This is a genomic window from Sphingomonas sp. S2M10 (assembly GCF_012650175.1).
Classification (GTDB): domain Bacteria; phylum Pseudomonadota; class Alphaproteobacteria; order Sphingomonadales; family Sphingomonadaceae; genus Sphingomonas.
Genome location: NZ_JAAILI010000072.1, coordinates 1 through 15,290 on the forward strand (window position 1 = coordinate 1; position 15,290 = coordinate 15,290).

At 66.7% G+C, this 15,290-nt stretch carries 14 protein-coding genes; 6 read left to right on the forward strand and 8 right to left on the reverse strand.

All coding sequences use genetic code 11. The annotated features are described in order from the left end of the window. From S2M10_RS17210 to rhmD, 8 genes are all read right to left on the reverse strand, one after another. Positions 1-209: response regulator (locus S2M10_RS17210; protein ID WP_168847160.1), on the reverse strand; the 209-nt coding region annotated here is incomplete at its 3' end. Next, positions 206-517, reverse strand: coding sequence for an STAS domain-containing protein (locus S2M10_RS17215; RefSeq protein ID WP_168847161.1), 312 nt, complete (start codon positions 515-517; stop codon positions 206-208). The genes S2M10_RS17215 and S2M10_RS17210, both read right to left, overlap by 4 nt. Positions 518-835: 318 nt before the next feature. Then, the gene (locus S2M10_RS17220) at positions 836-1,783 is read right to left on the reverse strand and encodes a PepSY-associated TM helix domain-containing protein (RefSeq protein WP_211091113.1); all 948 of its coding nucleotides are present in this window, start codon (positions 1,781-1,783) and stop codon (positions 836-838) included. Beyond that, positions 1,759-2,469, reverse strand: coding sequence for a TonB-dependent receptor plug domain-containing protein (locus tag S2M10_RS17225; RefSeq protein WP_168847171.1), 711 nt, complete (start codon positions 2,467-2,469; stop codon positions 1,759-1,761). Before S2M10_RS17225 ends, S2M10_RS17220 begins: the two co-directional genes overlap by 25 nt. 21 nt (positions 2,470-2,490) lie before the next feature. Then, positions 2,491-3,396: an amidohydrolase family protein gene (locus S2M10_RS17230; RefSeq protein WP_168847163.1), complete on the reverse strand. Its 906-nt coding sequence runs from the start codon at positions 3,394-3,396 to the stop codon at positions 2,491-2,493. Positions 3,397-3,433: 37 nt separating this feature from the next. Continuing rightward, complete coding sequence (locus tag S2M10_RS17235; RefSeq protein WP_168847164.1) at positions 3,434-4,183, reverse strand: SDR family NAD(P)-dependent oxidoreductase; 750 nt, start codon at positions 4,181-4,183, stop codon at positions 3,434-3,436. Continuing rightward, positions 4,180-5,037 (reverse strand): fumarylacetoacetate hydrolase family protein, encoded by an 858-nt coding sequence (locus tag S2M10_RS17240; protein WP_168847165.1) that lies wholly within the window; start codon positions 5,035-5,037, stop codon positions 4,180-4,182. The genes S2M10_RS17235 and S2M10_RS17240 overlap by 4 nt, the downstream gene beginning before the upstream one ends. Before the next feature lie 11 nt (positions 5,038-5,048). Continuing rightward, positions 5,049-6,227, reverse strand: coding sequence for an L-rhamnonate dehydratase (gene rhmD, locus S2M10_RS17245; RefSeq protein WP_211091114.1), 1,179 nt, complete (start codon positions 6,225-6,227; stop codon positions 5,049-5,051). Positions 6,228-6,447: 220 nt separating this feature from the next. On the opposite strand from rhmD, the gene S2M10_RS17250 reads away from it, so the two are divergent. The 6 genes from S2M10_RS17250 to S2M10_RS17275 all read left to right on the forward strand — a co-directional run. Next, positions 6,448-7,284 carry an IclR family transcriptional regulator gene (locus S2M10_RS17250; RefSeq protein ID WP_168847167.1) on the forward strand — a complete coding sequence of 279 codons (837 nt, stop codon included), beginning with the start codon at positions 6,448-6,450 and terminating at the stop codon, positions 7,282-7,284. A gap of 16 nt (positions 7,285-7,300) precedes the next feature. Beyond that, positions 7,301-8,065, forward strand: a complete 765-nt coding sequence (locus S2M10_RS17255) for a glucose 1-dehydrogenase (protein ID WP_168847168.1) — start codon at positions 7,301-7,303, stop codon at positions 8,063-8,065. Beyond that, entirely contained in the window at positions 8,062-8,841 is a 780-nt protein-coding gene (locus S2M10_RS17260) for a rhamnogalacturonan acetylesterase (RefSeq protein ID WP_168847169.1), read from the forward strand. Before S2M10_RS17255 ends, S2M10_RS17260 begins: the two co-directional genes overlap by 4 nt. Positions 8,842-9,154: 313 nt before the next feature. Further along, positions 9,155-12,139: a TonB-dependent receptor gene (locus S2M10_RS17265; RefSeq protein WP_168847170.1), complete on the forward strand. Its 2,985-nt coding sequence runs from the start codon at positions 9,155-9,157 to the stop codon at positions 12,137-12,139. Between the two features lie 74 nt (positions 12,140-12,213). Continuing rightward, the gene (locus S2M10_RS17270) at positions 12,214-14,094 is read left to right on the forward strand and encodes a rhamnogalacturonan lyase (protein ID WP_168847172.1); all 1,881 of its coding nucleotides are present in this window, start codon (positions 12,214-12,216) and stop codon (positions 14,092-14,094) included. 14 nt (positions 14,095-14,108) lie between these two features. After that, a partial coding sequence (locus tag S2M10_RS17275; protein WP_247650884.1) for a rhamnogalacturonan acetylesterase occupies positions 14,109-15,290 on the forward strand: 1,182 nt, incomplete at its 3' end.

The window sequence follows — 15,290 nt, forward strand, 5'->3', positions numbered from 1 at the left end:
TTGCGCAGCTCGCGGATCATCGTCAGCCCGTCCATGTTGGGCATGTTGAGGTCGGTGATGATCAGGTCGAACTTGGCGCCCTTGGCCTTGGCCAGCCCTTCGACGCCGTCGCCGGCCTCGGTCACGGTATAGCCCGCGCCGGTCAGCGCGATCTTGATCGCCATGCGCAGGCTGGGCGAATCATCGACGGTGAGGATCGAGGCGGTCATTGGGCACGTTCTCCGTGAAACCAGAAATCGAGATCTTGCGGGGTGGGTGCGGCGAGGAAACCGGCACGATCGAGCAGCGCCGCCACCGGCGCGGGGACCGGCGTGCGCAGGCGCACCTCGCGACCGGCGTCTGCCGCCGACACGCGCAGTGCCGCCAGAAGCTGGATCAGACTAAGATCGGCGTCCGTTACGCCAGCGATATCGATGACGATCGCGCCGTCCGCCCGCAGGCTTTCCAACATGGTGTCTCGAAGGAGCGCGACGTTTTTCACGCTCACGCAGGAGGATGCACAAATTGTTTCCGACATCCGCGCCTCGCCTATTCTCTCCACTATAGGTAGTTATACCTATGACAGACCTACGCCACCCTTTGATCATATTTGTAGAGCGCACAGTCGTCGCGAAGTTGCTGTGCATATCAAATTTTTCAGGTGTGACTGTTTTTGGTATATCGGGCAGTAACTAAGCGCGATACTACAGCAAGGCATGTTGCTGCCGACTCCATCACGCCGACATCTAGGCGTGCAGGGACCGGGTGGATCGAACGTGATGCAGTAGTAAATTCGATATTGGCCGTTGTCTGGCGACGCGAATGTTCCGACCTGCATCGTCCGGCCGCCTGCCGGCTAAAGCAACAGCCGCCCCCCACAGAGTATCGCCGCGACGCCGACGGAGAGCAGGAGCGCACAGCGCCACGCCCCAGCCTGTATCCCACCCGATGCGCGGCGCCACGACGCCGCCTTCGCGCGTCGAACTGCACCTCCTCCTGCGCGACGAGCAGGCGCGATTGGCGGCCATGCACCGAAATGCGCATGTCGGCGCGGCCCGGACGCTCGATCGCGATGCTTTTCACCGCCGCGCCTCCCATCCGCGCCTTTGCCTGCGGCACAAGCATGGCGATGGCGGGCAGCGGTGCCGCGCGCGTCCACCGGCGGCGGCGGATCGAGGAACAACGCATAGACCCGGCCGGTATCGCCCCGGTAGAGGAGCAGGGCCAGAACCGCGACGATGAGTGTGCTCAGGCCGGTAAGCGCGAGGGTGAAGTGAAAGGGCAGCGCCCAGATGCCGAGCTGGTTGTGCAGGTCCGCTTCCTGCAACCGGCGCGATCCGCCAAGACGAAGGTGGAACGCATCCCGCAGCACACGCGGATGAGCGAGGATGCCCGAGACCAGCGAGGAGAGCAGCGCCACGCCGGTCAGGCTGACGAGCAATCCGCCCCAGTTGCGCCGCAGGTGCAGGCAGATATGGAGATAGAGGAGAAACTCCGTCCAGGGGGCCTCCAGCGGGGTGAGACCACCGTCCTCCGCCACCGCCCAGTTGCGTTCGAACCGTCCCCTGAACGCGATCAGGCGCGCGCCCGATCGCTCCGGGCTCGGCAGTGTGAGGTTGAGCGCGACGTCGCCCGGCACCTGCTTCGCTGCCGCGCCGAGCGCCCGTGCCGCGGCATCGGGGGCGAGCTGCGCGGCCGCCGGCGCCCGGGGCAGTTCCAGCCGTTGCAGATCGGGTGCGAACACGGCGATCGTGCCGGTCAGGCACACCAGATAGATGATCACGGCGAAGGCCAGGCCCAGCACCGAATGGCTGCTGAGCACCGCGCGTACCGTCTCGGCGGAGATCGGCCAGCGCCATTGCTTCTTGCGGGTATGTTGCCGCGGCTCGGCTGATCCCCGGTCGAGACCCGATCCTTGTAGAAGTTCGGCCGATCGGTGCGGGAATATTCATACGGATAGCCGTGCTCGCGCCGCACGCGATTGTAACTGGCGATCGCTTCCAGGCCCGGCACCACGTGCGGCGTCCATTTCAGCTTGCCGCGCAGGTTGAGCGACTGCATCGCATCGTCGTACCCGCCGCGGGTGAGATTGGCGATGATGCCGCGGTCGGCGCGACGCTCCGCGGACAGGCGGATGCCGAGTTCGTCCCGTACGATGGGGCCGCCGAGCGCCGCCGAAAAGGTGCGGTCGTACCGGTCTGTCCACAAGGCGCGCGCATCGCCGCTCCATGCAGCCACGGACGAGTCCCGCGTGGTGATCATCACCCCGCCGGCCAGCGCATTCAGCCCCTGGATGGTCGATTGGGGACCGCGCAGCACTTCCACCTGCTGGACGTCCCAAAGGTCCGTCGGGCCGCCATGCAGCGCCGACTTCGGGATCGGTGCGCCGTCGACATAGACGCTGGCGGCAGCGGCCTGACCGCCGGCGCCGACGCCGGTGTTGCTGATCCCGCGGATGGTAAAGCCCGTCGTGCCATGGGTTTCGGACAGGTTGCCGACTGCGCCGCGGTGCTAGGCCAGGTCCAGACCCAGCCGGTACAGCCGGTTGGCATTGCCCGCAAACAGGGCGCTCCGCTCGCCGTCGCTGAAGCTCGCCGTGCAGGCGTCATAGGCATCGAGATGGGCGGCAAAGCTGCCGAACAGCTTGTCGGTGGGAAAATCGCTGGCGAACATCACGCGCTCGGCGCCGAACAGGTCGATCGTCTGCAGGATATAGGGCTGGATGTCGGCGCGCGACCAGGGGCGATGGGTGAAGCCCATGCCCGAGATCTTCACGGCGACATTCGGCAGCACGGCGAGCGCCGCCATGCCCGCGCGCCACATGTCCCATTCACCCGGGACCGCCATGCCGGCATGGTTGAGGATCACCTGCACCTCGGGATGGCGCGCGATCAGCCCGGCCAGGCCGGAGAACTGTCCGGGATAGGCCTGCAGGTCGAAGCTGAGGCCGTGGCTTCCGAGCAGGCTGAAACCCCGCGCCCAGGCCTCGTCCCGGGTCACGTCGCGCGGCGTATAGCTGCGCCGCGGATCGGGATGCCAGTTGACGATGTGACGAATGCCGCGAACCGCCGGATGCCGGGCATGGGCGGCGAGCAGCGTGTCGACCTGCGGATCGTCGAGCGCGGCGAAGGCGATGATCGCGTTGGGCATGCCGCGCGCATCGGCCATCGCCTGCAGCCATTCGGTCTCGGCAAGTGCCGCCTGGGGCGCGGCTCCGGCGTCGACATGGACGATGCCGCGCACGTCCCAGCCCGTCGCATCCGCGAGATAGTCGTCGAGCAGATAGGTGCGCGCGATTGGCTCGACGCTGCCGTTGGGTCCGTCCTCCGAAAAGGGCGGTGTCAGCCAGGGATAGGCGATATGATCGAGGTCCCAGAGATGCACATGCGCATCGACGAACGGAAGACCCCGCGCCATATTCTCGCTCCTCCCTCGCGCGCGCACGCGCGCGCTATCAATAAGTCGTGCGGCCGCCCGACGTGTCGAAGGTCGAGGCGGTGGTGAAGCTGCATTCCTCGCTCGCCATGAAACAGATCATCGCGGCGCTCTCCTCGGCCTCGCCCAATCGACCCATCGGAATCTTTGAGCGCATATATTCCACTTGGCTGAGCGGCAGCTGGGCCAGGATCGGGCTCTCAAAGGTCGCAGGCGTCAGCGCGTTGGCGATTACGCCCTTGCCGGCGAGTTCCTTGCCGAGCGACTTGGTGAAGCCGATCACGCCCGCCTTGGAGGCCGAATAGGCCGAGGCATTGGGATTGCCCTCCTTGCCCGCGACCGAGGCGACGTTGACGATGCGGCCATAGCCGTTCGCCAGCAGATGCGGCACCACCGCGCGACAGCAATAGAACAGGCCGTTCAGGTTGATGTCGATGACGCGGCGCCAGCTGTCGAGCGGGAATTCGTGCACCGGCACGGTCGCGCCGGTGATGCCCGCCGAGCAGACCAGGATGTCGATCCTGCCCAGCGCCGCCGCCGTCGCCTCGGCCGCGCGTGCGACCGCGTCGGCATCGGAGACGTCGAGCTGCTCGACATGCGCGCTGCCGAGATCGGCGGCGGCGACCGCCAGCTGGTCCGGGTTGAGATCCCACAGCGCGACCGTGCCGCCCTCCGCAACGATGCGTCGCGCCACCGCGAGCCCGAGGCCGGAGGCGCCGCCGGTGATCACCGCCGCCCGCCCGGCAAAGCGTCCCGCAAAGCCGCTCATCCGAGCACCGTATCGCCGAGGTGGCGCCATGCGACGACCTGCTGCTGCTGCTCGCCGAGACCGGCGATGCCCAGACGCATCGTGTCGCCGGGCTTGAGGAAGATCGATTCCGGCTTCTTGCCCTCGCCCACCCCCGGCGGCGTGCCGGTGATCAGCACGTCGCCCGGGTAGAGGGTGATATACTCGCTGACATAGGCAATGATCTCGGCGACGTCGAAGATCATCGTCCGGGTGTTGCCGGTCTGCATCCGCTGGCCGTTGACGTCGAGGAACATGTCGAGCGCCTGCGGGTCGGCGATCTCGTCCGCCGTCACCAGCCAGGGACCGAGCGGACAGAAGCTGTCATGACCCTTGCCCTTGCTCCACTGGTTGCCGCGCTGCTTCTGGTTGTAGCGCTCGGACACGTCGTTGGCGACCGCATAGCCGGCGACATGCGAGAGCGCCTCGGCCTTGCCGACGTAGCGCGCGGTCTTGCCGATCACCACCGCCAGCTCGACTTCCCAGTCGCTATGGGTGGAGCCGCGGGGCAGCATCACCTCGTCATTGGGGCCGGTCAGGCTCGACAGCGCCTTCATGAACATCACCGGCTCGGTCGGGATCGGCAGGTTGGATTCCTTCGCATGATCCTCATAATTGAGGCCGATCGCGACGATCTTGCCGATGCCCTTGATCGGCACGCCCAGGCGCACGCCCACGTCGACCAGCGGGAGGCCGGCGGGGTCGATCGTGCCCAGCCCGGCGATCGCGTCGATCGTCAGCTCGTCGATGCGGCCGGACAGGTCGCGGACGCGGCCCTCGGCGTCGATCAGGCCGGGGCGCTCCTGGCCCCGCTCTCCAAAGCGGCAGAATTTCATGGGCGTCTCTCTCAGTGCGAATAGGGGCGGTGCATGGCGAGTTCGCGGTTGAGCTCGACACCGAAGCCCGGCTGGTCGAGCGCGCTTGCGCGAAGGCGGCCGTTCTGGGGCACCGGCTCGCCCAGCAATTGCGGGTGGAACATCGGCACCACTTCGGTGGGTCCGGGATGCATCATCAGGAACTCGGCAAAGGGCGAGTTGTGGCGGGTGATGACGAAATGGTAGCTGTAGACCGACGAGCCGTGCGGCACGACCAGCTTGCCGCGCGCATCGGCCAGCGCCGAGATCTTCAAGAGTTCGGTCACGCCGCCGCACCAGCCCACGTCGGGCTGAATGATGTCGCAGCAGTCCATCTCCAGCAGCATCCGGAAGCCCCAGCGGGTCGCCTCATGCTCGCCGGTCGTGACGAGCATGCCCTTGGGCACGTTGCGCTTGAGCTCGACATAGCCCCAATAATCGTCGGGGCTGATCGCCTCCTCGATCCACTTCAGGCCATGCTCGTGCGCCGCGATGGCGAGGCGCGTCGCATAGTCGACGTCGAGCGCCATCCAGCAGTCCCACATCAGCCAGAAGTCCGGACCGACGCGTGACCGCATCTCGGCCAGCTCGGCGATGTTCTTGTGGAGCCCCTCGATCCCCTCGGCCGGGCCGTGGTGGAGCGGCAGCTTGCCGCCGATGAAGCCCAGTTCCTTGGCGATATCCGGCCGCGCGCCGGTCGCGTAGAATTGCAGCTCATCGCGCACCGCGCCGCCGAGCATCTGGTACACCGGCTCGCCGCGCAGCTTGCCCAGCAGGTCCCACAGCGCCAGGTCGACGCCGGAAATGGCGTTCACCACCAGGCCTTTGCGACCATAATATTGGGTCGAGAAGTACATCTGATCCCAGATCTTCTCATATTCTGTCGGGCTGCGGCCCTCGAGGAAGCGGGCGAGATGCTTCTCGACGATGTAGCAGGCCGGCTCGCCGCCGGTGGTCACCGCAAAGCCGATCGTGCCGTCCTCGGCCTCGATCTCGACGATCAGCGTGCCGAGTACGTTGATACCGAAGCTCTGCCGGCTTGCACGATAGTCGGGGTAGCGCGCCATCGGCGTCGCGATGTGGTCGTCGATCCAGTGCCCCACGCCCTGGTCGTGATAATCGGCGCCCCCGCCGCGGACGGTATAGGCGCGCACCTGCTTGATCTTGGCCAACTTGGTCGTTGAAAGTCCGGCTGCCACGGCTCGACGCTTCCCTTCTGGCGACCATCCCAGATGGATGGCCGGGTTCCGACATATGAAATTCCGACGCACGACGTGTCAGCATGTGGTACGTCGCGGGCCGAGAGGTTCGGGTGGATCGCAGCCGCGATCGGCTGCCCGGCATCCTCCTGAATGCTTTACTTTCTCACTTTATGGGATAGGATGTTAATTGATGGAACGATCCACGTCAAACGCTGAAAGCGCCGAGAGCGCGACACCGGCCGGCGGGGGCGCCAAGATCCAGGGCAGCCAGACGCTGCTGCGCGGGCTCGATATGCTGGACAAGGTGATCGACGGTCCGGTGAAACTGGCCGAATTGTCGGCGCGGATGGCGCTTACCCGCTCGACCACGCACCGGCTGGCCAACGCGCTGATTGACCGCGGCTTCCTCAGCTATCTGCCGCGCGACGGCTATCAACTGGGGCCGAAGCTGATCCAGCTCGGCTTTCTCGCGCAAAGCCAGGCGGACATCGTCCAGATCGCCCGCCCGCGCATGGAAGCGCTGGCTGCCGAAACCGAGGATACGGTGCATCTCGGCCGGATGGACGGCGATCTGGCGCTTTATCTCGACAAGATCCCGGGCCGCCGCCGCGTGGAAATCTCCAGCCGCATCGGCGATCGCCAGCCGCTCACTTCGACCGGGCTCGGCAAGGCGCTGCTGATTGACGCGGCCGAAAGCGACTGGGAGCGGCTCTACGCGGCCGATGCGGCGCGTGGGCAGCAGCATACCGATCGCGGCCTCTGGTTCGAGCGGATGCGCAGCTATGCAGGCGCCGGCCACGCCTTCGATCTTGAGGAAAACGAGGATCTGATCCGCTGCGTGGCGGCGCCGGTACGCGACGTCTCGAGCCGGATCGTCGCGGCGATCAGCGTATCGAGCGCGGCGCAATATATGGACGACGATCGCATGGCGGCGTTGAGCGCGCAGGTGCGCGGCACCGCGGAGGCGATCAGCACCGATCTCGGCTGGAGCGCGGAGATGCGCCCGGCGCGCAAGCACCGACGATGAGAAGGAGAGGATGCCCGTGAAACTGTTGGAGGGGAAGACGGTGCTCGTCACCGGCGGGTCGACCGGGATCGGCCGTGCGGCGGCGATCGGCGCGGCGGAGGCCGGTGCGAATGTGGCGATCAACTATCACAGCCGCGAGGACGACGCGGCCGCCGTGGTCGCCGCGATCGAGGCCAAGGGTCGGCGCGGGCTGGCGGTGAAGGGCGATGTCGCCGATCCCGCCACCGCCGAAACCTTCGTCGCGCGCGCGGTGGAGGCGTTCGGCAAGATCGATGTGATGGTATCCAACGCCGGCATCTGCCCGTTCCACGCGTTTCTCGACATGCCGGTGGAAACCGTCCAGCGCACGGTGCAGGTGAATCTGCTCGGCGGCTATTTCATGTGTCAGGCGGCGGCGAAGCAGATGGTCGCACAAGATCATGGCGGTGCCATCGTCGCGGTGTCGTCGATCTCGGCGCTGGTCGGCGGCGAGTATCAGACGCACTACACCCCGACCAAGGCCGGGCTGCATTCGCTGATGCAGTCGGCAGCGATCGCACTTGGCCGACACGGCATTCGCTGCAATTCAGTGCTGCCGGGGACGATCCTCACCGAGATCAACAAGGACGACCTCGCCGACGCGGAGAAGCGGAAATATATGGAAGGCCGGGTGCCGCTCGGCCGGTTGGGCCAGCCCGAGGATCTCGCCGGCCCGATCATCTTCCTCGCCTCCGACATGGCGGCCTATGTCACCGGCGCGGCGCTGCTGGTCGACGGCGGCGCGTTCGTGAACCTGCAATGAGGGGGGCGCTCTTCGCCGCCGCACTCGTCGCTGCCGCCCCCGCGAGCGCGCAGACGCTGTTCATCGCCAGCGATTCGACCGCGCAGCATTACGCCGCCGATCGCTATCCGCAGACCGGCTGGGGGCAGATGCTGCCCTGCGGCCTCAGCGCCGATGCCGTGGTGGTCAATCGCGCGATCGGCGGGCGCAGCACCAAGTCGTTCCTCGCCGAAGGGCGCTGGGATTCGCTCCTCGCCGAGGCCAAGCCCGGCGACGTGGTGCTGATCCAGTTCGGTCATAATGACTCGAGTACCACCAAGCCCGAACGCTATGCGCCCGCCGCCACGCTGTATCGCGACAATCTGCTGCGGATGATCTGGGAAGCGCGCGGCCATGGGCTGGTGCCGGTGCTGGTCACCCCGCCCGTCCGCCGCAGCTTCGACGGCACGCGCGTGAAGGCCGATTTCGCCGCCTATAGCGAGGTGATGCGCGCGCTGGTTTCCAGCACGAACACACCGCTGCTCGACCTGGAGGCCCGCTCGGCCGAACTGCTCCAGCGGCTCGGGCCGGACGGTTCGCGCAAGCTCTATCTTCACCTGAAGCCGGAGGACAAGGCCGTCGGCTTTCCCAAGGGGATCGACGACGACACCCATTTCAGCGAGCTGGGTGCCCGCGCGATGGCGGATCTGGTCGCGCAGGAATTGAAGACGCTGAAGCTGCCGATCGCGGACAAGGTGCTGCCTCAGCGCCCGGACCTCACCCGCGACAGGCCGCTCGGCAGCACGGCCTGCCGCTAGAAGCCGAGCGCCACACATGGTGCACGCGCCCGCGGCACGGGCGCGGCTCTCCACATGACTTCGTCACCGGCGCGATTCTGCCGTCGAAGGCGCATGGCCGCGTCCGGCGTGCCGGACCGTGCCGTCCGTCGCGACCGCCATATGCTTGCCGACCAGTGTCTCAGGCCAGCCATCGTCGCGCGCCGGGCGCGGGGCACAGACACCCTCTTGGCTACATCGTGGAAATGCGTAATACATATTGGAACGACTCAACAGAGATTGGGATAGACCGCGCCGACACTTGGCAGCGGCAAGCAAGGACAGGGAGAGTGAGATGTCCTATGATACCGGTTCGCAGGGCGTCGCCGCCCGTCGGGGCGCCTCCGTGCTGGCACTGGCGATCGCCATGGTTTCCGCCGCTCCCGCCGCCGCGCAGACCGTGCAGGAGCAGCCCGCACCGCCGGCCGACGAGGAAATCATCGTCCGCGGCTTCCGTGCCTCGCTGGACAGTGCGCTGAGCCTCAAGCGCAACGAAACCGCCGCGGTCGATTCGATCGTCGCGGAGGACATCGGCAAGTTCCCGGACAGCAACCTCGCGGAATCGATGCAGCGCGTGCCCGGCGTGGCGCTGTCACGCGGCGATGGCGGCGAGGGGCGCAACATCTCGGTCCGCGGCCTCGGCGCCGGCTTCACCCGGGTGCGCATCAACGGCATGGAAGGCACCGCGCAAACCGGCTCGTCGGACATTTACGGCGCCGGCAATTCGGGCCGCAGCTTCGACTTCAACGTCTTCCCGACCGAGATCTTCTCGGCGCTCGCGGTGCGCAAGACCGCCTCGGCCGATGTCGAGGAAGGCTCGCTCGGCGCGACAGTGGACCTCAGCGCACCCAAGCCGCTCGATCTGAAGAAGGATTTCACCCTCACCGCGACGCTGCGCGGCGTATATAACGAGCTGAGCAAGAAGGTCGATCCGCGCGGCTCGCTGCTGGTCGGTCGGAAATTCGCGGAGGGCCGCTTCGGGGTGCTCGCCAGCTTTGCCTATCAGAAGCGCCATATCCGCGAAGTCGGCTATTCGGCGGTGGATATCCTCTCGGCCGATACCAATGGCTTCGATCCGGACGGCGCCGCCGGCCCGGCAGCGGTGCAGCCCTTCTGCACGCCGATCGGCTATGCGCCGATCAGCCCCAATGTCGCGAGCAAGGGGGCGTCGGCGACGATGTGCAGCACCGGCAACCCGCGCACCGGCACGCTCGCCGCCTATAACAGCATCGTCAACCTGCGCCGCGCCGATCTGCCCAACGTGCCGGGCAGCGGCGCCTTCCTCCCGCGGCTGCCGCGCTATCTGAACTCGGAACAGAATACCGAGCGGATGGGCGGCACGCTGTCGTTCCAGTTCAAGCCGGACGACGACACCGATATCGGCGTCGACGCAATCTATTCGCGCTTCGAGGTGACCCGCCGCGACAATTACATCGCCGGCATCTCGTTCGGCCGCTCGATCACCAACAACGGCCAGCCCATGGTATCGGTACGCGATGCGCAGTTCAGCGCGAACGGCTCGCTGGTCTATGGCCTGTTCGACGGCGTCGACGTCCGCTCCGAGGGGCTGGTCGACCAGTGGACCTCGGACTTCCTCCAGGTGAACACGCACCTCAAGCACCGCTTCAACGATGCGCTGCAAGTCGAGATGCTGGTCGGCAAGAACCAGTCGGTCTGGTGGAACCCGAAGCGCCTGCAGACCTTCATGGACGCGATCGACACGCCCAATTTCTCGATCGATTTCCGCAACGGAGGCAGCACCCCGCTGCTCGGCTTCGGTTTCGACGTGTCGAACCCGGCCAATTTCAGCTACGCGCCCGCCCGGCCGGACGGCACCGTGCTCGGCGGATTCAGCTTCCAGGGCAAGCCGTCGAAAAACCAGACCGACAATTTCACCGGCGAGCTGAACGTCGATTACAGCCTGAGCGACGCGCTGAAGCTGCGCGTCGGCGGACAGTATCGCAGCAGCGATTTCAGCGCCTGGACCTCGCTGCCCTATACCGCGCAGACCGTCGTGCAGGCGCTGCCGGCCGGCACCACGCTGGCCAGCATCACCACGCAGATCAGCGGGCTGGACCAGCTGTTCGGCAGCGGCGCACCGAAGAGCTGGGCGGCGATCGATGCCGACAAATGGGCGCAGGTGTTCAACTATGACGGGGTCCGCTTCTGCCGCAGCGAATGCGGCGCGGTGGCATCGCGCATCCGCGAATCGGTGAAGAGCGCCTATGCGATGGCGACGTTCGACACAGACATGGCGCTGCCTTTCGGGGTGCGCGGCGATGTCGGCGTGCGCTATGTGAAGACGGACATGCTCGCCGCCGGCACCGTCAGCGTGGGGGCAGCAGGCCAGACACCCACCAACCTGCGCGGCCAGTACGGCCAGGTGCTGCGCGACTATGACGACTGGCTCCCCTCGGCCAATGTCGTGATCGAACCCGCCCGCAACCTGCTGCTGCGCCTCGCCGCCGCCAAGGTGATGTCGCGGCCCGAGCTCGGCCAGCTCGCCCCCACCAGCGGAGTCACCGCCACGACGCGGGTCGGCAACATCAACAACCCCTATCTCGATCCGATCCGCGCCGACACGTTCGACGCCGCGCTGGAATGGTATTTCCAGCCGGGATCGCTGTTCTCGGTCGCCTATTTCCACAAGAACATCAAAACCTATGTCCAGCGGGTGACGAGCCAGATCCCGTTCAATCAGCTGGGCCTTCCGGTGGCGCTGCTCGACAACACCAACACCGCGCCGACCGAGATCTTCACCGTCGGCCAACCCCTCAACACGCCGGGCGGCAAGCTGAACGGCGTCGAGGTGAATGCGCAGGTGCAGATGCGCTTCCTGCCCGGTTTCCTCAAGAATATCGGCGTGCTGGGCAACTACACCCATGTCACCTCGAAGATCCGCTACATTCTGGCGAGCGTGAACGGCACGCCGACCGTTACCACCACGGCGGATCTGGTCGGCCTGTCGAAGAACACGGCAAGCGGCACGATCTTCTACGAGGACGCCAGGTTCAGCATCCGCGCGACGGCGAGCTACCGCGACCGCTATATCCGCGCGATTCCGGCCTCGCCAGGTAGCGATTTGCAGGGCAATTCGCCGAACACCTTCGTCGACGCCTCTGCCTCGTACAACCTCAACGACCACATCAAGCTGATCGTGGAGGCGCAGAACCTCACGGACGAGCGCAACAATCTCTACCTCGACAGCGTCCGCCGCGACACGCTGTTCCAGACGCGTATCGGGCGCACCTTCAACTTCGGCGTCAACTTCCAGTTCTGACGAAACCTCCCCTCGGGCCGCCGCCTCAACCACGGCGGCCCGCTTTTTTTTCGATTGTTCCAGGAGTTGCCGTGATGCGTTTCGTCCTGCTCGCCGCCGTCGTCGCCGCCCCGCTCGCGGCGCAGACCGTCGACACACTGAACGGGCGCCAGGTCGAACGGCTCGACCGCGCGCTGGTCGCGGTGCCTGCGGAAGGCGGTGGGATTCATGTCGCCTGGCGCCTGCTCGGCACCGATCCCAAGACCATCCGCTTCACCCTCTATCGCGACGGCAAGCCGATCGCGCACATCGCGCCGTCTCAGCCGACCAGCTTCCTCGACAAGGCAGGTACCTCCGCCGCGCGCTATGCGCTGGCCGTGGATGGCGGTGCCGCCGGTAGTCAGGTTTCGGTCTGGGCACAGGGTTATCTCGCCGTCGCGCTCGACAGGCCGGCCGATCGCACGACGCCCGATGGCGAAACCTATGGCTATAGCGCCAACGACGTCTCGGTCGGCGATCTCGACGGCGACGGCCGCCTTGAGCTGATCGTCAAATGGTACCCCAGCATCGCCAAGGACAATGCCTTCGCAGGCTATACCGGCGAGACGCTGATCGACGCCTATACGCTGGACGGCAGGAAACTGTGGCGCATCGATCTCGGCCGCAACATCCGATCGGGCGCGCACTATACCCAGTTCATGGTATTCGACCTCGACGGTGATGGCCGCGCGGAGGTGGCAATGAAAACTGCCGACGGCACGATCGACGGCGCGGGCAAGGCGATCGGCGATCCGTCGAAGGACTGGCGGCACGGCGATGCGTCCGTGGAGGTTGGCGATCGCACCGGCTCCACCGTCACCAGCGACGGCCGCAAGCTGGCCAACCTCAAGGGCCGCATCCTCGATGGGCCGGAATATCTGACCGTGTTCGACGGCCGCACCGGCCGCGCGCTGGCGACTGCGCCCTATGCGCCCCCGCGCGGCGCCGACACCGAAGCGGGCCTCAAGGCGCTGTGGGGCGATGGCTATGGCAACCGCTCCGAGCGCTATCTGGCCGGCGTCGCCTATCTCGACGGGCACCGCCCGAGCCTGGTGTTCGGCCGCGGCTATTATGCCCGCTCGACCGTTGCCGCCTGGGACTGGCGCGACGGCAAGCTGACGCAGCGCTGGCTGTTCGACAGCGTGACGCCGGGCAACGCGAAGTACGGCGACAACGGCAACCACCAGCTTTCGGTGGCCGATGTCGACGGCGACGGCCGCGACGAGGTGATCTACGGGTCGATGGCGGTGGACGATGACGGCGAGGGGCTGTGGTCGTCGGGGCTGGGCCATGGCGACACCATGCATGTCGGCGATCTCGATCCCACCCGCCCGGGCCTCGAGAAATTCGGCGTCCATGAAGAAATGCGCCGTAGCGGCAATCGGGGGGCCGCGATGCTCGATGCGCGCACCGGCGCCCTGCTCTGGTCGACGCCGGCCGACAAGGATACCGGGCGCGGCATCGCGGTGGATATCGACCCGCGCTTCCCGGGCGCCGAGGCCTGGGCGAGCAATTCGCCCGACCTCTATGACGCGCGCGGCAAGGTGATCCCCGGCGGGCATCCGCGCGCCGCCAATTTCAGCATCTACTGGGACGGCGACGCGCTGGCCGAACTGCTCGACGGCACCCGCATCACCAAATGGGACTGGACGACGGGGAGCGAGAAACTGCTGCTCGATCCGTCCGGCACCACCTCGAACAACGGCACCAAGCGCAACCCCGCGCTTTCCGCCGACCTTCTCGGCGACTGGCGCGAGGAGCTGGTGCTGCCGAGCACCGACAGCCGCGAGCTGCGCATCTATGCAACGCCGCGGCCGAGCGCGATCCGGCTGCCGACGCTGCTGCACGATCCGGTCTATCGCTTGGGGGTCGCCTGGCAGAACACGGCCTATAACCAGCCGCCGCACCTGTCGTTCGACCTTGCCACGCGCAAATAGTCGGCGGTGACGCGATGTGGATGCTGGCGATGCTTGCGGCCGTGACGGACACCCAGGTCTTCGATCTCGCGCCCGGCGCCCCGCCGGCCGAGGGCCGCGTCCTGGTGGCCGAGGGCGCGCCCTATCGTCCCGGCGGCCATGGCTATGAGCCGGGCGGGAGCGCGCGCGAGCGGCTCTTCTCCGTAGCGGTACCGGAGGGCAATTACCGGGTGACGGTGCGCCTAGGCGACGCCCGCGCAGCGTCGCGCACCACGGTGAAGGCGGAATCGCGTCGACTGATGCTGCGCAGCATCACCACCGCCCCGGGGCAGTTCGTGACCGCCAGCTTCGTCGTGAACGTGCGCACTGCCGCGCTGTCCGCGCCGCCCGCCAACGCGCCGGGCGGCACCGCCGTGCGGCTCAAGCCGCGCGAGGCGGCCAGCTTTACCTGGGACGACAAGCTCACGCTGGAGTTTCTTGGCGATCCGCACGTCCAGCGAGTCACGATCGAGCCGGTGTCGGTCCCCACCGTCTTTCTCGCGGGCGATTCCACCGTCACGGATCAGCGCGCCGAACCCGCCGCCAGCTGGGGCCAGATGCTGCCGGCGCTGTTCCAGCCGGACATCGCCGTGGCCAATCATGCAGAATCGGGCGAGACGCTGAAGTCCTTCGTCACCGAGCTTCGCCTCGACAAGCTCTTGTCGCAGGTACAGCGAGGCGATTGGGTGCTGATCCAGTTCGGACATAACGATCAGAAATCGGAATGGCCGCAGACCTATGCGGACCCGGTCGTCACCTACCCCGCCTGGCTGCACACCTATATCGCCGAGGTGCGGCGGCGCGGCGGCACGCCGGTGCTGGTCACCTCTCCCGAACGGCGCAACTTCGATGCCGGCCGCATCCGCCGCACGCTGGCCGACTATGCCGAGGCGATGCGCAAGGTCGCGCGCGACGAACAGGTGCCGCTGGTCGACCTCCAGGCCGCGACCATCGCGCTCTATGAAGCCTATGGCCCGGCCGAAGCAGCGAAGTTGTTCAACGACGGCGGCCGCGACAAGACGCATCACAACAACGAAGGCGCCTGGCTGCTCGCGCGCGCACCCGGTACCCATGTGCTGTCGGTGATGGTCCGCAACAACGGTCACAACTGGGATCTCGACGCCGACGACTTTCACAAGGAGGCACGGGGAATCGTCTTCGCCTCGGTCGAACCGGCC